This is a genomic window from Candidatus Thermoplasmatota archaeon, from assembly GCA_034660695.1.
Classification (GTDB): domain Archaea; phylum Thermoplasmatota; class E2; order UBA202; family DSCA01; genus JAYEJS01.
The window spans coordinates 1-16,394 of the sequence record JAYEJS010000002.1 but is presented as its reverse complement, the minus strand read 5'-3'; the positions used below and the strand labels follow the sequence as shown (position 1 = coordinate 16,394).

The window sequence follows — 16,394 nt, the reverse complement described above, 5'->3', positions numbered from 1 at the left end:
ACCTAATAAAACTTGCGGTATTTCTAAATTTTTAGTGACCACATTTGGATATGTGGACTCTGTTTTTTATTGCCAATTACTAGATATAGAATTCAAAAAGTTAACAGAAAAATCCTTGGAACTTCCGTTAAGAATGTCAAGCTGTTTGCCATAGCTGGTGTTTATCCCCTCGTATTCGGTATCCCCCTCATATGTCAAAATATCCACGGCCCTTTCCGAGCCCAACACCGCCATCACATCCAGGCCACGTGGAAAACATCTTGCCGGCCCACCAGCAGTCATTTCCATGGTAAAGGGCTTTTCATCACCAAATTTATTCCCTATATACATGCCAACTGCGGGCGAAACCAATTGCTGAAAGATATATGAATCCGGTACAAAACGCTGTCCCATAAATCTCATGCCTTTAGTTTTCTCAAGACATTCATTCAGCTTTTCCCTGGTAAAAGGCGGATATATCACGCACACGCCGCTGCCGCCGTATATCTGCGGGCTTCTCAACTGTGCAAGTTCTGCTGTAAGGGCCAGTAAATTTTCATCATTGGCCAGGTCGGTAAAATTAAATGCTGCGCCAAAAACTTTTTCTATTGCATCTGAGTATTCAAAAGGTGTTAGGTCGTCTGCCAGTCCAACAAAAAATGAGGTTATGGCGTACATTCTTTCCCATGTACCCATGGCTGTTGAATTGCCAATGGTTGTATCATTCAATTCAATGGAGATTAGAGAGGCCTGAACAGTGGCTGTTTTTGCATCTTCTTCACTTACAAGGCTGTCGGGATAAGTGCCGCCTTTGAGCAAAAATGCCATCCTGCCGTACCACATCATTGCCTTGAAATATCTCGCCAATCTCTCCGACTGGGTGTAATGTCCTCTCGGAACATACTGTGAATAATCCTCTTCATAGCCAAAGATGGCACTTGTTTTAAAACCTTCATGATTTTCAACGGCGTTAAGCTCGGCTTCAATTTCATTTTTTACATATCCGGGAACTTCAATGTTGATTTCACGTATATTCTCAGAGCTGTTGTATCCCTCCGGAGGAGTTTGCAGAAGCTCCAGCCCAACCATAAAAAAAGCCACGTTACGCCTTGCCGCTTCTTTCAGTAATGGATCAGCAAATGAGTTATAATCTTCCTTCGACCTTTCAGTCATTGCCAGGCTTATGTTTAAAAGACTATCAAAAAATTCTCTTTCCTCAATGCTTTTTAATAATTCATTGAACTGTACGTGATAGAGATGGAGAAGAGTATCGGACGTGACAAAAATGGGGATACCCCAATCTTTCAAAGTTTTATAAGGCTCGGTAATATCGCTTACGTTTCCATAATCAATGACGACAAACCCGTTTTCACTCAGTAAAGACTTTTGCTCTCCACTTAACTTGAATATGGCATCCATGTCGTTAAAATTTGTAATTTCATCCAGGTTTAACGGCAAATTGTAGTTTGCAGCACTTAAATTTATGGAAAACCCTACATGGGAATAATACGAAGCAAATGCAGACTTTGGATCACCAACGACAGGAGGTATGCCCACAACCCCTTTCTCGTTAATACAGCCGCTCAAGCTGCTTAAAATAAAAAGGCATATTACTGCCAGTCCTACTTCCTTTCTCATTCAAATCACCTACATAAATGAATAAAAGCAAGTATAAAGTTTTATGTAAAATGTTCACCTGGGGGAAACATAATGTTATTCTATTCTTCTACTATCGAATGATATTGCGTAGCTGCATAATATTTGATTATTAAATGATGAAGCGTAAGCTCGCCAATAATTTTTTTATCCTTAACTATTGGCAGCCTTCTTATTCCACACCTGATCATCTTCAATAAAGCGTCCAACACCTTATCTTCTGGATCACAGGTAATCGGTTTTTTAGACATTATATCTTCTGCAATTTTTGCCGTTCCATAATGAAAGGAGCGTATATCAGGTATACCGAAAATATAGGGCGGCAGTTTGGGAGGAGCCAGTGTAGATAAAATATCATGTTCAGTTATTACCCCCACCAGTTCTTTGCTCTCCATATCTTCAACAACCCATACATGGCTTCTTCCACACAAAATCGATAAAACCTCATTGATATCTTTTTTTCTTTCTATCAATGGTAAATCCCATGTCTTTTTGTTCATTAATTGCTTGCATTTCAGCTCGTAAAATTCTGGTACTAACTTTCCTTCCTTCTTTTTTCTTTCTGGCATTTTATATAAATAAATGGTATTCAATATTTAAAAACTCCTCAAAATCTTTGTTAATAATGGGGGAGAAATGAGTGTGGTAACAATAACCACAATAAGTATTGCAGATGCTATTTCAGAATCTATTAGTCCATATTGGATGCCAAGTTTAATGAGAACAAGTTCTACGCCGGCTCTTGGAATCATTGCAGTGCCCACCAACAGCGCTTGGTGATTGCTGAATCTGCATAATTTTGTCCCCAAACCACAACCAAACAGTTTTCCTGCAATTGCTACAATCAATAATACAATTGCAAATAGAGTTACAGAGAAAAATGCACTAATATCAAAATGCATTCCAATCGCTACAAAAAATATTGGTATAAAAAATCCTCCGCCAATTAATGAAATATATTCCTCCATTTCTTTAGAAAAATGTGTTTGGCCGACAATCAATCCCGCTATGAACGAGCCTATAATCATTGATAAACCGATTTTTTCTGCTATCAATGCAAACAATAAAACGAACAGCATGCCGGCCAATAAAAGATTTTCTTTTCTGATAACTACTTTTTTCGATATGTATTTGCCAAGCCTGATCCCCCAAACAATGGATATAAAAACGAATGCGATAGCCGAAAAAATGAGCAAAAGAATTTTTTCAATGGCTATAACACCGGTTTTCGTCAGGCTGATAAGGGCACTCAACATGATTATGCCTATTATATCGTCCACAACCGCCGCTCCCATTATTAAGGTGCCTGTTTTGGTCCCTAATTTTCCCAACTCCATAAGAACTTCTGCGTTTACCCCTACGGATGTTGCCACTAAGCTTGTGCCAATAAATAATGCGACAGTGTTAGAAAAACCAAATGAAACAGCAACAAAGTACCCAAGGATAAACGGTAGAACAACCCCAGAAGATGCTACTATGATAGATACTCCCTCAATTTTTTTAAATTCTTCAAAATTTATCGCTATGCCTGCAGAGAAAAGCAATAATAAAATGCCGATATCAGCAACATGGTCTATATCTTCAGAAAAATGAAGGAATGCCAAATTTCCCAAAATAGCTCCAAGAATCAGCTCACCCAATATGGTCGGTTGATTCGACTTCTTCGATAAAAATCTCCCAATTGCAGATGCGGCAAATATTACCAGCAAGCTGGCAATGAAATCCATCATTACAATATCGTCCTTTCGCCATTAAAAAGTTGTGATTGTTAATCATTGAACGGTCACTGTGAAATTGTAGCTTTATTTTTACCTTTTGAATTCCTCGTAGCACATTATATCTTCAAGACTTTTCCTTCTCTTTTCTGCCGGCTCCAGTCCCTCTTCAGGATAGCCAAGCGTCATGAGGGCGACCACCTGGCAATCCGGCGGCACATTCAGCACTTCCTTTGCCTTATCCTGATAAAAAGCCCCTACCCAACACGTCCCCAAGCCATATTCAACTGCTGTCAATGCAATATGCTCCATGGCTATGGCTATGTCTACATATCGGGCTGGAACACCGCATGTCATGACATAATCTGTTTCCGTAGAAACGCCGGCTATGACTACAGGGGATTGCCTGACGAATGTCTGCCCCTTTGCGGCCTCGCACAGCCTTTCTCTTTTCGCTACATCTTTTATCATCACAAATTTCCATTCCTGACGATTTTTGGCGGAGGGGGCAAGTCGTGCTGCCTCAACTATTTTACGGATTATTTCATCTGGCACATCCCTTTGCTGATAACTCCTTACAGAATACCTTTTTTTTATTGTTTCCATGACATCCATGGTTGTTAATCTTCATGCCATTTTTATTTCCATCGCTATATTTTTAAAGTAGAAGCATATATAAAAAACATGTTCAGGGTAAAAATAAAGGCTGATTTTCTGAAGAGCGTGGTAGATGCCACTTCCATACTCGTTGATGAGACAAAATTACATGTCACGCAGGATGAATTATTCGCAAGGGCAGTAGACCCCGCTCACGTGGGTATGATAGATTTCAAACTCAAGGCGGGTGCATTCGAAGAGTACGATGTAAAAGAAGATGTGGAACTTGCAATTGACCTAGAGAAATTGAGAGGAATGCTGAAGCTTCCGTCCACCGACGATATTATCTCACTCTCACATGAAGAGGAAGGAAGGCTTGTTGCCCAGATAGGAAATTTAACCAGAAAAATGAGTTTGCTGGATGCGTCCAGTATGGCCGATACGAAAATACCCAGCCTAGACTTGCCAACTGAGATTATTGTAAAAGCATCTGAAATTTATAAGGGGGTTAGAGCATCTGAAGCAGTTTCAGACCACATAGCTTTATCTGCAGACCCTGATGGATTCGAATTATCTGCCAAAGGGGATACAGATACGGTGACATTGAAGATACCAAAAAGCCAGCTGTTTTCACTTAAATGCAATGAGCACGTGAAGAGCCTTTTCTCTCTGGACTACTTCAGTGATATGGTCAAATCTGCAAAGAGCGATGAAATAAAGTTATATCTGGGAAATGATTATCCAGTAAAAATGATATTTCAGATAGCGGAAGGAAATGGAGAAGTTGCATATCTGCTCGCTCCAAGAATAGAATCTGATTAAATCGATCTGCTCCTACACCGCAATAACAGCAATAGGAAATGAAAAAATTTTATTGTAAACAGTTCTTGCGCAGCAGGAAGAAAGTGCAATCTTCTAACGGAAATAAGTTAAAGATTACTAAACCTTCGCAACTCCATCTTTTATTTTCTTAAGGCAATTCTTGCTAATGGGAAGATTACTTTTTTCAAAAAAGAAGAATTATATTGTTTATACATTCCTCTCAACGGATCTTTTATTTTTCTACTTTTTTTAAGAAAAAAACTATATCCTCTATTACCCATTAAGCTAAACAAAAATCTGTTAGTGATAGAGGTTTCCAGCTGTTGTTGAAATCTTCGCTTTATCAATTTATCATAACTCTTATTTTCTATTACGCTAATCGCTGCTAGATATCCTGATGTAATCGCTTGTCTTAATCCAAAAGCAAACAAAAAATCCTGTAATCCAGCAGCCTCTCCTCCGTATATCTTTCCATTTTGCTCATAGTCTTTCATTAAAAAGAAATTGCCATATCCAGTAAACATTTTCGCATTTGATATGTCTAGGGCAACTATTTTTCTAAAGGTCTTTAATGCTCTTTCAAAGTATTCACTCGCCATTCTATAATTCTTTGTTAGCCCTGTACCAAGGCATCCCTTTCCCTCGCTAATCAATAAATAAGCAAATGATTTTGGTGCTAGATCATCGTTTAAGATTACGATAGGAGGATGCTCTGTTTCTGTTTCAAATGTCATTCCCCTTACAATCCCATCAATTCGACGTGGCCCACCAGCAATAATATTTACCTCCTTCTCAGTCACTTTCCTCTTGAAAATGATTTCAACCCCACTCCTTATAGCTTGTTCTTTGAGAGATAAGTCAAGGCTCCCCTTCACAGCCCCTCTTTTTACAAGATATAATCCCGGTCTTTTAAAGCGAACTATTCTTTTATTGAGTTTAAAATCATAAAACTCACATTGAAATACTGGCTTATGCCAAAAGTTAATGGAAATGTTCATAGATTTTATGTCATCTAAAATATCGCTTCGGGATGACCAGTTTTCAAGACCTTGAAAATCGCCACGAAATCTCATCCCACAATCTTCATTCTTCTCAAAAACTTTTACATTATATCCTCGTTTTGCCAAGTTAATTGCTGCCGTTAAACCAGCAGGACCTGCCCCAAGGATTTTTATTTTCCCTTCATCCTTCATCATTATATCTTCAAATGGGTGTGGAGAGATTCTGGGGGTAATATACATGTGGCAAAAGGAATGGATCGCCTTTCCCACACACCCATTTTATTTAATTTAAAATGTTCATATAAACCTTTTTTGGGTTTGTTTTGAACGTATTTCAAATGTATTTTAATAAGGAGAGCAGAGCATTTTCTGTATTCATTTCATAATTTACGCTACCTTCATACTGAAATACAAAGTGGAAACAATCGCTAATCCAATTATGCCGCTTATTTGCCACTTTGGGTAATTCAATCTCATCTTAATTCTCATCATTTTTTGTTTTATACTGTCTTCTGTAAGGGAAATCTTTATCAAATCCCATAAACCATTAATCGGGGTGAAATATCCGAGAATGAGAACAATTATTGGGATAAATAAGACTATCCAGAGGTTAAAGGAGTAGCCAATGCTAACCATCCGAGGGAAATAATATTGGGTTATCATCCCTCAAATTTTGGGTTATTTATAAATCCTGAGCGTCATTGCATAAAAGTTATTTAATCGCTCATGTATTTCAACATGCCACGATGATGACGAACGCTTGGCTGATTTATGAGGAAAAGATGGGCGGACTGAGTGGCTATACTTTTATATCACCAAACTATTTATCCAATGGATGGTGTATGGTACGGTCTATCCAAAAAATGAAACTTTTGATAAAAGAATTATCGAGCAGCTTAATTCCATAGTTCCTGGAGGTGTTTCTGATAAAGAGGCTGACAGAATTGTTTATTCAAAAGATTACTGGCCCATTGCATTGCGATGGTATCTGGACGGCACGGTGCCGGCCCTGCCAGATTGTATTGTATGGCCGGAAAATGCTGAGCAGGTAGCAGGAATAATAAAACTTGCAAATGACTGGCGGACACCGGTCGTGCCATACGGAGAAGGCTCTGGCGTTGTCGGAGGGGCTGTTCCTGTAAAAGGAGGCATTGTTGTTGATATGAGAAAGATGGATAGGGTTGTGGAGATAGATGATGCCAGCTTGATGGTTACCGCTCAAACCGGCATAAATGGCATGAACCTGGAAAGGCATCTCGATAGAGAGGGTTATACAATGGGGCACATTCCCCAATCCCTTTATTGCTCAAGCCTGGGAGGCTGGCTTGCATGCCGTGCTGCGGGACAATTTTCAACCAAATACGGCAAGATTGAGGACATTGTGGTTGCTATTGAAGCAGTTCTGGCAGACGGCTCTTTCATAAAATCAAAGGCCGTGCCGCGGTCTTCCACAGGCCCGAGTGTTGAAAGACTGCTTCTGGGCTCTGAAGGCACTCTGGGCATTATAACTGAAGCGACATTGAAGATATGGCCTTATCCCGAAGAAAGGGCTATGGTTTCATTCATTTTTGATAGCATTTCTCATGCTCTGGAAACAGTGAGAAAAATAATGAGAAAAAATGTTTATCCTGCCGTTGTGAGAATTTATGATAAGAATGAGACTCTCAGGCATTTTTATATAAAAAATAAATGCATGTTGATTCTGTTAATGGAAGGGGACAAAGAACTGGTGAAACTGGAAAAAGGAATATCGGTCAAAGTCTGCAAAAGCGAGGATGGAAATGAATGCGGAGAAGAACCCGTCCTTCACTGGCTTGATATGCGGTTCAATGTGAAGGAATCCTCCGAATTTACACCCAAAGGATTTATTTTTGATACGGTGGAAGTTTCCTCGGGATGGAAAAATGCCATGAGTCTATATAAAGCTATTATTCAGGCAATGAGGAATGTTGACGGAGTGGTGGTCGCGTCTGGTCACGCCTCTCACTTTTATCCTCAGGGGGTATGCTTCTATTTTACATTTGGTGGGCTGCCTCCGAAACATGTAACACCTTTCAAATTTTACGAATCTGTATGGGATGCAATAATGGAAGCATGTCTGAGAGAACATGGCTCGATAAGCCATCATCACGGCATCGGGCTGATGAGGGCAAAATGGCTGAAGGAAGAAATGGGAGAAAGAATGAGCATACTCAAAAAAATAAAAAAAGTGATCGATCCAAACAACATTATGAATCCGGGGAAAATGGGGGTGGGGAATGAAGAGTAAGTATGCATGGATTATGGATTCACTTGCCAAGACATCTTTTTCAACAAAAGCAAGGGCGATGAGGCATTTTTTGATAGGAAAAAAAGAATATTTGCGGAGAAAAAAAACCCGTGCAGATATGGATTCGGTCATAAAATGTGCACTCTGTCCCAATATGTGCAAATTCGACTGCCCCGTCCTGGCGGCGGAAAAAAATGATGCGATGTCGCCGTCCGGAAAAACACGCATTGCTTATTTCATAGAAACGGACAGGCTTAATTCCCAGGATGCGATTGAATTGATGTATAAATGTGCAGGTTGTGATGCATGCATGCAGTGGTGCCCCTTTGATTTTTCTGTCGGTGATATACTGAAGGGGGTGAGAGAAGATATTGCCGGTATGAGTTTAGCCCCTCCTCGCATTATTAAAATAAAGGAAAATCTGGAAAAAAACCATACAATACATGAAAGAAAATACGATAAAAGTACGGATGGGAAAGGAGACGTTTTGTACTTCATGGGATGCGAAGTCTCATCGGAAAGGGGCGAAATTGCGGATTCAATGACCAAAATTTTTGAGGGAGCAGGGGAAAAATACGTGTTGCTTAAAGACGAGTGGTGCTGTGCCTCACCCTTCATAAATCTGGGCTTTACTGACGAATTTAAAAAATTTGCAGAGCATAATGTGAAAGCCATTGAAGAAAGCGGATGCAGAACCATGGTGTGCAGCTGCCCCACCTGCACTTATGTATTCAGGCATATTTACCCGCAATTTGGCTTTGAGATAAAAGCAAGGGTTATGCACACATCAGAATATTTACTCCGGCTGATGGAAAATAAAAAGATGGCAAAGGCGATAGAAAAAGAATGCGTTTATCACGATCCCTGTGCACTTATCAGAAAACTCGGGCTGGAGGAAGAACCCCGAAAGATAGCAAAGCGTGCTGGAATGAAAATCAAAGAAACATACTTCAATAGGAAAGATACAAAATGCTGTGGCATGGGTTGCTCCCTGGGGTCAACAAACCCTGATATCGCATCAAAAATGGCAGATGCAAGGCTTGAAGAACTGAAAAAACAATCTGATTGTATTGTGACCGCATGTCCCACATGCAATACAACTTTTAGAAAAGGTGGTGTGGAGGTATATGACATATCTGAGATTGTTCTTAAGGCATGGGAAAAAGCATGAACGACAGCAGAATAAGAAAAAAAGTTGAAAAAATTGCACGGAAGGAAGGCGGTGTGGGCATTGGGGTACGAGTGGAGGGTGGAATTGTTTATCTGGATGGAAAGATAGATTCAAGAAAAGATTTTCTCTCTCTCGGTTCATCAATCGGAAAAATAAAACATGCCGGGGGCGTGGTGAATAATCTTGAATACCCCGGCAAGAAAAAAAGGGAAAAAAAGCAGGGCAAAAAGGAAAAAATAGGTGAGGCAGACGTTGTGATTGTTGGAGGGGGTGTGATTGGCTGTTCCATTGCACGTGAGCTCTCACATTATGATTTAAAAATTATTCTTGTTGGGAAGGCAGAAGATGTTGCGACGGGAACAACAAAGGCGAATAACGGCATGGTTCATACGGGCATAGGGGAAAAAATGGGGACATTGAAACAAAAACTGTGCGTGGAAGGCCATCAAATGTATGATGATATTTCAAAAGAGCTATGCATACCTTACAAAAAGTGTGGCATGTGGATTATAACTACGGGAGACTCACTGGCACATTATAAAATTCCGTCATTTCTTGCCAATTTTATTGCAAAAAGAGTCGTGCCATTTATTATTTTGCGGCGGGGTAAAAAGCTGGGTATACCGATGCACCTTGTGAAGCGAGAGGAACTCCTCAGACAGGAGCCCCATGTGACAGAGAAGGCATTGGCTGCTGTCTACTCTCCTACATACGGCATTACCTGTCCATACCTGTTCACTATTGCACTTGCAGAGAATGCGATAGAAAACGGCGTGGATATAATGCTCAACACCGAGGTTGTGGATATTGATGTAAAAGACGGCAGTGTAAAATCAGTGATAACTACGGAAGGAGTTATCGATACTCATTTTGTTGTCAATGCCGCTGGCCTGTACGCCGATGAAATAGCAGAAATGGCAGGGGCAAGGGAATATACAATTCACCCCAAAAAAGGTTCAACGTTGCTTTTTGATAAGGAATATGGAAACTACATAAATCATTCCATGTCCGCCCTTAAGTTTCCACGGACGGAGCATTACAAGGGAGGGGGAATAATGCTTACCGTTGACGGCAACATTCAGTGGGGGCCTACGGTAGAGGAAGTACCCGATAGGGATGATACCTCTGTTACATACGAAGAAATAGAGCGGATTTTTCAGGGCTATTCATATCTCACTCCAGATTTTCCAAGTAAGACGGTTATTGCCTACTTTGCCGGGCTCAGGGCATCTACTTTCACAGAAGATTTTTTTATACAGCCGTCTAAAAAAGTAAAAGGATTTGTTCACGTTGCCGGCATACAGTCCCCCGGGCTGGCCGCCGCCCCTGCCGTAGCAGATATGGTCATCAATATTTTAAAAAATGAAGGTCTGCCGATGAATGAAAAGCAGGATTTCAATCCCTGCCGAAAGAAACCGGTCGTTTTCAGGGAGTTGGGCAATGAGGAGAAAAAGAAGATTATGGAGAAAAATTCATTGTATGGCAGGATAGTATGCAGATGCGAGCAGGTTACTGAAGGTGAAATAGTCGATGCAATCCATGCACCCATCCCAGCTTTGAGTATGGATGCCATAAAAAGGAGAACAAGGGCGGGAATGGGGCGGTGCCAGGGTGCTTTCTGTCTTCCGAGGGTTGCACGAATTTTGGCCCGCGAAACGGGCATCCCATTGGAGAGGGTTGTGAAAAATATAGAAGATTCATACCTTTTTGTGGGAAAGGCAAAATGTTTGCTGGAGGTGGGCAATGAAAACTGATGTAGCAGTTATCGGAGGGGGGCCGGCGGGCTTGGCGGCAGCCCTCAAGGCATCTGAGCAAGCAAAGGTCATGCTGCTTGAAAGGGAAAACGAATTAGGGGGTATACTTCCACAGTGCATTCACAATGGATTCGGCAACTTCATTTTCAAAAAGATGTTGACAGGGCCAGAATATGCACATCATTTTATGGGCAAAGTGGAAAAATCGGATATTGACGTAAAAACAGAAACAGCGGTGCTGGAAATAAACGAAGATAAAACAATTGTGGCGACAAACCCTTCCGATGGAATTCTGGAAATAAAGGCAAAGGCCATAGTTCTTGCAATGGGTTGCAGAGAACGGAGCAGAGCACAAATTTTAATTCCCGGGACAAGGCCCGCCGGGGTTTATACTGCAGGCACAGCACAGCGTCTCATAAATATTGAGGGAGTGATGCCGGGAAAGAGAATTGTAATTCTCGGCTCGGGTGATGTGGGCTTAATAATGGCTAGGAGGTTTATTTTAGAAGGGGCAGAGGTTGAGGGAGTGTATGAAATCATGCAGAAACCGGGAGGGCTCACAAGAAACGTTGTTCAGTGTCTGGAAGATTACGGCATACCGCTCCTCCTTTCTCACACGGTTACAAATATTAAGGGAAAGAAGAGGGTTGAAGCCGTTACAGTAGCAAAAGTAGATAAATCGATGAAGCCCATTAAAGGAACTGAAAGGGTTATTCCGTGCGATTGCCTTATTCTGGCTGTCGGTTTAATCCCGGAAAATGAACTGTCGAAACAGGCCGGCGTGGTCATGGACGAAAAGACTGGCGGGCCGGTTGTCGATGAGCATATGGAAACGTCTGTGCCCGGAATATTTGCATGTGGAAACGTGGTGCATGTGCATGATTTGGTTGATGATGTAACCATGGTTTCTGAAATCGCAGGAGAATATGCGGCAAAATATGCAACGGGGGAAATTGAAAGGGGAAAAGAGATAAAGGTGGTCGTGGGAGACAACGTAAGATATGTCGTGCCGCAATTCTTGAGAAGCATTGATATGGATAACGTTACATTCTATTTTAGGGTAAAAGAGGAAGATAAAAATGTAAAAGTCATAATTTCCGAAAGTATGGCCATTTTTGAAAAAAAGGAGAGGATTGTAAAGCCTCCAGAAATGGTGAAAGCATCCGTGCCGTCGGAATTGCTCAAGGGCATACAAAATGAATTGAGGATAGACGTGAGAGGTAAATATGAAAAGTAAATTTACCTGTATAGAATGCCCGCTTGGCTGCGCTATAACAGCTGAGAAAAAAGGAGATGAAATAATAGTTACGGGAAACAAATGCAACAGAGGTAAGGACTATGCCATCCGGGAATTAACAGATCCGAAAAGGATACTTACGACAACAGTATTTGTAGAAAACGGCATTCATCCTCTCCTGCCGGTTAAAAGCGATAGAGAAATTCCTAAAAATCTGATAAAGAAATGCATTGGTGAACTGTCTAAAGTGAGGGCGAAAGCTCCGGTAAAATACGGTGATGTGATTTGCAAAAATGTGATGGGGACAGGAGCAAATATTGTTTCTTCATGCAGTATGGTGAGAAAAAATGAATAAGTATATTATGGCAATAGATGAAGGGACGACAGGCGTACGGGCGATTATTTTTGATCGCGACAGCAATATCGTTTCACATGCATATGAAGAAATACCCCAGATTTTTCCCCGTCCGGGATGGTGCGAGCAGGAGGGAGAAGAAATATGGAAAAAGTGTATTTCTGTAATGAAGACGGCGATGGGCAGTAAGGATATAAAGGCGAATAATATAGAAGCGATTGGCATCACAACCCAGCGTTCGACAAATCTTTTGTGGGACAAAAAGAGCGGTAAACCCGTCTACAACGCCATTACATGGCACGACACGAGGACGGCCGATATTTGCAGGGAAATGGACGGGAAGGGAAAGATGAGGGTGGTGAGGTCACTCGGGCATTTTACGAAGGGTGTTTCAAAACTTTGGGATGGTATACGGATGACAGGTACGGGAGCGCTTCTTATAACGGCATCCAACCTTTCGTTTACTCCAGCCTCTGCCCTGGCACATACCCACTGGCTCTTGGATAATGTGGAAGGAGTGAAGAAGAAAGCTTTGAGAGGAGAAATTTTATGCGGTACGATGGACACGTGGCTCATATGGAAATTGACCAACGGCAAGATACATGCAACAGATTTTTCAAATGCGAGCTCAACGGGCATGTTCGATTCTTTTTCCCTGAAATGGAGCAAGATGTTTCTAGAAACATTTGATATTCCTACCGATATTCTTCCAGAAGTGAAGGAAACGGCAGGAGATTTTGGCATCGTTGATAAAAAAATTTTGGGAGTAGAGGTGCCTATAAGAAGTGCTGTAGCGGACCAGCAATCTGCCTTATTCACTGAAGGATGTTTCAATCCTGGCGAGGTGAAATGCACAAACGGCACGGGAAGTTTTATCGATATGAATGTTGGGAGCAGGCCGCCGGCATCTCTTCACAAACTTCTCCCGCTCATCGCATGGGGAATTGACGGCAGGGTAACATACATGCTCGAAGGGATGATAAATACAACCGGCTCAGCTGTTCAATGGCTTAAAGATAATCTGGGCATCATACAAAACGTGGAGGATTCTGATGACATGGCCAGCGCCGTTGATGGTACAGAAGGAGTATATTTTGTGCCCGCTTTTACAGGTTTATCATCTCCTTACTGGGATCCTCACGCGTGCGGCATTGCGGTTGGATTGAGCAGAAAAACCAGGAAAGAGCATATAGTGAGGGCTGTTCTTGAAGGGATTGTCTACAGATGCAAGGATATTTTAATGTCGATGGAGACCGATTCCGCTTTAAAAATCGCATCGATTAAGGCGGATGGCGGTGCTTCCAATAATAATTTTCTATTGCAATTCACGGCAGATATGCTTGACATACGGGTTGAGAGGCCTAAAATCCTTGATGGAACGGCACTTGGGGCAGCCTATCTTGCAGGGCTTGCATCCGATTACTGGCAATCAAAGGATGAAGTCATCGAAAAAAGAAAAATTGACAGAGTATTTGAGCCGCACATGAGCGAAGAAAAGAGGGACATATTGTATGAAGGATGGAAGCAGGCAATAAAGCGATCCTTCAAATGGAGGGGTTATTCCTGATTCTTGGCATTGCCAGGACATATGCCTCCAGAAAAATGATTTTTGCAAAAGGGTTTGGCAGTATCCATCGGGCTTAACTTCCAGCAGGTGAGGCAGAAGGAGAAGAAATAGGAAATAAATTGATGATGTAAACTTCTATTTTATCTACTGCCACTGCTCCTGCATTTCCATAATATGCCCCTGCAGTTATTACACCCGGTAACCCAACCCCAAATCTTCTACATTTCCATTCGTAAGGGGGATTGTATACCACTGCACATGGCTCGTATTCATAAACATTATAGCCAGTAAAATAAAATTCCACTCTCTCTATTTTGGCTGAATCATCCGTTTCAGCAACTACGGTAATTCCCCCTATTGTCAATGTTTTATCATAAGGCGTTATTTCCCTATCAAATATGTAAAAATAATTTTCTTTTGGCCTAATTATTTTTATTTCTGGGGGGAGATAATCTGCACATTTTACAAGCCAAGCCACTATCCTGTGTTCTGAGAGAAACTTTATTTCTGTATCTCCAGCCATCACATAGCTACCATTCAATACCACCACCGAATTTACTCCATCTGCTCCCCTTCCTCCAAAACTTTTATTCCATATTTTATTTCCATTAGCGTCTACTTTCAAAAGCCACGCATCAAAGTCTCCGATGCTATAAGTATGTGTGCCTCCGGCCAAGATATATCCATCTTCTGTTTTTTTGAAATCATATACCTGATCGCTATCTCGTCCACCATATTTTTTGCTCCATATCTCGTTTCCATCCTTATCCACTTTAATGAGATATGCATCGCCCCACTCTGTGGGAGTGGACAAAGTATAACCAGCAATCATATATCCATCATCTATTCCAATTACATAAGCATTCCATTCAAAATCCCACCATCCATACGTTTTGTTCCATACCTCATTTCCATCCTTATCCATTTTTACAAGCCAAGTATCCCACCCCCCACGAGTTTCGTAAGAATACGTTATTCCAGAAACTAAATATCCATCATCTGTCTCTATAATATCATTTCCATCTTCTGTTTTATTTCCTCCAAGAACCTTATACCACTGTAACTCCCCCTTTCCGTCTGTTTTTACTACCAATATATCTGGATCACCCGGGGTATTGAATGAGTACGTATATCCTACTACTACATACCCTCCATCATTGGTTTGTATAATTTTTTCTGCAATATCATCCCCCTTTCCTCCATATGTTTTATTCCATATTTCATTTCCATTTCGGTCTGTCTTTATTAACCAGAAATCATAATCCGTCTCACCCCAATGTTGTGTACTTCCCACAATCGTATATCCCTCTTTCGATTCAATTGCACTATACGCCTCATCATTCCCCATTCCTCCAAAACTTTTATTCCATATTTCATTTCCATTAGCGTCTACTTTCAAAAGCCACGCATCCCATGTATCTCCTGATAGTGGTGCGGTAACCCCAACAACGATGAATCCTCCATTACCTGTTTGTTTAATATCGCTTGCTCTGGAAACTCCTTTTCCCGCATATCTTTCATTCCATTCTTCATTATCGTTTTTTCTTTCATGAAAAGCCATTGATGAAGCAATGAGGAGGATAGATAGAACAAAAACTGAAATGATTATTATATTCTTCATTTTTTCACTCATTTTTTAAATACCCTGTTTCTATTTAAACTTTATATCAATAAAAAGAGGGGAAAGGTTTTCGTTTTTAGTCAGGTGTTGATCCATGCTGGTAGTAAATATCTACACGCGAATTACGGGCAAGTTCCCCGGGCCAGACAGGACCATTATCTGTATCTAGATCTATGTATGCATGTTTCCAAGATGCCCATGTCAATTCTGAACAGTAGTACCCGTATCCGGGATAATTATGTCCAGGTATCCCATAGGAGCCATCCTTTTGTTTTGTGTATAGTCCTCCCCACCACGTATACCATGGTGATACAAAATCGAAAGGTCTTCCCACTTTATCATTTGCGAAACTTACAGCCCTATTTCTCTGTCATTGCCATACATCTTTCACTTTTCCATATGCCCATGCACTGTAATTATTAAATATATCCGTTATACTGTCTGCCTCAACCCTTCCGTACCAAGAACCAGGGTGGCCGCCATGCCCACTATAGCTATAGTCGGTTAATTTTTTATTGATAAGATCTTCGGGATCCTTGTTTGGGTAGAGATAACCCAATGTACCATCCGTCCAGTCAGCCTCTTCATCCTCCCAATTTTCAAAGTGTGGATCTGCCTCTATGATCTCCTTATCATTGTTATCCCATACT

General features: G+C 41.2%; 15 protein-coding genes. 7 read left to right on the top strand and 8 right to left on the bottom strand.

Going from position 1 to position 16,394, the window contains the following annotated elements; translation table 11 throughout:
- Positions 1–66 precede the first annotated feature (66 nt).
- The 4 genes from U9O96_00120 to U9O96_00105 all read right to left on the bottom strand — a co-directional run bounded on the left by U9O96_00120 (position 67) and on the right by U9O96_00105 (position 3,965).
- Positions 67–1,617: a DUF3160 domain-containing protein gene (locus U9O96_00120; protein MEA2053515.1), complete on the bottom strand. Its 1,551-nt coding sequence runs from the start codon at positions 1,615–1,617 to the stop codon at positions 67–69.
- A gap of 80 nt (positions 1,618–1,697) precedes the next feature.
- Entirely contained in the window at positions 1,698–2,204 is a 507-nt protein-coding gene (locus U9O96_00115) for a CBS domain-containing protein (protein MEA2053514.1), read from the bottom strand.
- Between the two features lie 27 nt (positions 2,205–2,231).
- Positions 2,232–3,365, bottom strand: coding sequence for a cation:proton antiporter (locus U9O96_00110; GenBank protein MEA2053513.1), 1,134 nt, complete (start codon positions 3,363–3,365; stop codon positions 2,232–2,234).
- A 78-nt stretch (positions 3,366–3,443) separates the two neighbouring features.
- Positions 3,444–3,965 (bottom strand): nitroreductase family protein, encoded by a 522-nt coding sequence (locus U9O96_00105; GenBank protein ID MEA2053512.1) that lies wholly within the window; start codon positions 3,963–3,965, stop codon positions 3,444–3,446.
- 69 nt (positions 3,966–4,034) lie between these two features.
- On the opposite strand from U9O96_00105, the gene U9O96_00100 reads away from it, so the two are divergent.
- Positions 4,035–4,769 carry a DNA polymerase sliding clamp gene (locus tag U9O96_00100; GenBank protein ID MEA2053511.1) on the top strand — a complete coding sequence of 245 codons (735 nt, stop codon included), beginning with the start codon at positions 4,035–4,037 and terminating at the stop codon, positions 4,767–4,769.
- Between the two features lie 140 nt (positions 4,770–4,909).
- On the opposite strand, the gene U9O96_00095 is transcribed toward U9O96_00100, so the two are convergent.
- On the bottom strand, positions 4,910–5,965 hold the full coding sequence (locus tag U9O96_00095; protein ID MEA2053510.1) for an NAD(P)/FAD-dependent oxidoreductase: 1,056 nt from the start codon (positions 5,963–5,965) through the stop codon (positions 4,910–4,912).
- A 640-nt stretch (positions 5,966–6,605) separates the two neighbouring features.
- Here U9O96_00095 and U9O96_00090 point away from each other — a divergent pair.
- Genes U9O96_00090 through U9O96_00065 form a run of 6 tightly spaced genes read left to right on the top strand, consistent with a single transcriptional unit; the run spans position 6,606 to position 14,123 of the window.
- A complete protein-coding gene (locus U9O96_00090) occupies positions 6,606–8,039 on the top strand; it encodes an FAD-binding oxidoreductase (protein ID MEA2053509.1) in 1,434 nt (477 codons plus the stop codon).
- Positions 8,029–9,210 (top strand): (Fe-S)-binding protein, encoded by a 1,182-nt coding sequence (locus U9O96_00085; GenBank protein MEA2053508.1) that lies wholly within the window; start codon positions 8,029–8,031, stop codon positions 9,208–9,210. The genes U9O96_00090 and U9O96_00085 overlap by 11 nt, the downstream gene beginning before the upstream one ends.
- On the top strand, positions 9,195–10,964 hold the full coding sequence (locus tag U9O96_00080; protein ID MEA2053507.1) for an NAD(P)/FAD-dependent oxidoreductase: 1,770 nt from the start codon (positions 9,195–9,197) through the stop codon (positions 10,962–10,964). The genes U9O96_00085 and U9O96_00080 overlap by 16 nt, the downstream gene beginning before the upstream one ends.
- Positions 10,954–12,201 carry an NAD(P)/FAD-dependent oxidoreductase gene (locus tag U9O96_00075; protein MEA2053506.1) on the top strand — a complete coding sequence of 416 codons (1,248 nt, stop codon included), beginning with the start codon at positions 10,954–10,956 and terminating at the stop codon, positions 12,199–12,201. The genes U9O96_00080 and U9O96_00075 overlap by 11 nt, the downstream gene beginning before the upstream one ends.
- Entirely contained in the window at positions 12,191–12,556 is a 366-nt protein-coding gene (locus tag U9O96_00070; protein ID MEA2053505.1) for a DUF1667 domain-containing protein, read from the top strand. The genes U9O96_00075 and U9O96_00070 overlap by 11 nt, the downstream gene beginning before the upstream one ends.
- Positions 12,549–14,123 (top strand): FGGY family carbohydrate kinase, encoded by a 1,575-nt coding sequence (locus U9O96_00065; GenBank protein MEA2053504.1) that lies wholly within the window; start codon positions 12,549–12,551, stop codon positions 14,121–14,123. Before U9O96_00070 ends, U9O96_00065 begins: the two co-directional genes overlap by 8 nt.
- A 73-nt stretch (positions 14,124–14,196) precedes the next feature.
- On the opposite strand, the gene U9O96_00060 is transcribed toward U9O96_00065, so the two are convergent.
- The 3 genes from U9O96_00060 to U9O96_00050 form a co-directional block, all read right to left on the bottom strand.
- Complete coding sequence (locus U9O96_00060) at positions 14,197–15,756, bottom strand: hypothetical protein (protein MEA2053503.1); 1,560 nt, start codon at positions 15,754–15,756, stop codon at positions 14,197–14,199.
- Positions 15,757–15,820: 64 nt separating this feature from the next.
- Positions 15,821–16,078 (bottom strand): hypothetical protein, encoded by a 258-nt coding sequence (locus tag U9O96_00055; GenBank protein MEA2053502.1) that lies wholly within the window; start codon positions 16,076–16,078, stop codon positions 15,821–15,823.
- 36 nt (positions 16,079–16,114) lie between these two features.
- A partial coding sequence (locus tag U9O96_00050) for a hypothetical protein (GenBank protein ID MEA2053501.1) occupies positions 16,115–16,394 on the bottom strand: 280 nt, incomplete at its 5' end.

Coding starts and splice junctions, on each gene's coding strand:
- U9O96_00085 (MEA2053508.1), top strand. CDS start 8,029: ATGAAGAGTAAGTATGCATGGATTATGGATTCACTTGCCAAGACATCT.
- U9O96_00075 (MEA2053506.1), top strand. CDS start 10,954: ATGAAAACTGATGTAGCAGTTATCGGAGGGGGGCCGGCGGGCTTGGCG.
- U9O96_00070 (MEA2053505.1), top strand. CDS start 12,191: ATGAAAAGTAAATTTACCTGTATAGAATGCCCGCTTGGCTGCGCTATA.
- U9O96_00110 (MEA2053513.1), bottom strand. CDS start 3,365: ATGATGGATTTCATTGCCAGCTTGCTGGTAATATTTGCCGCATCTGCA.
- U9O96_00115 (MEA2053514.1), bottom strand. CDS start 2,204: ATGCCAGAAAGAAAAAAGAAGGAAGGAAAGTTAGTACCAGAATTTTAC.
- U9O96_00060 (MEA2053503.1), bottom strand. CDS start 15,756: ATGAGTGAAAAAATGAAGAATATAATAATCATTTCAGTTTTTGTTCTA.
- U9O96_00105 (MEA2053512.1), bottom strand. CDS start 3,965: ATGGATGTCATGGAAACAATAAAAAAAAGGTATTCTGTAAGGAGTTAT.
- U9O96_00080 (MEA2053507.1), top strand. CDS start 9,195: ATGGGAAAAAGCATGAACGACAGCAGAATAAGAAAAAAAGTTGAAAAA.
- U9O96_00095 (MEA2053510.1), bottom strand. CDS start 5,965: ATGATGAAGGATGAAGGGAAAATAAAAATCCTTGGGGCAGGTCCTGCT.
- U9O96_00120 (MEA2053515.1), bottom strand. CDS start 1,617: ATGAGAAAGGAAGTAGGACTGGCAGTAATATGCCTTTTTATTTTAAGC.
- U9O96_00065 (MEA2053504.1), top strand. CDS start 12,549: ATGAATAAGTATATTATGGCAATAGATGAAGGGACGACAGGCGTACGG.
- U9O96_00100 (MEA2053511.1), top strand. CDS start 4,035: ATGTTCAGGGTAAAAATAAAGGCTGATTTTCTGAAGAGCGTGGTAGAT.
- U9O96_00090 (MEA2053509.1), top strand. CDS start 6,606: ATGGTGTATGGTACGGTCTATCCAAAAAATGAAACTTTTGATAAAAGA.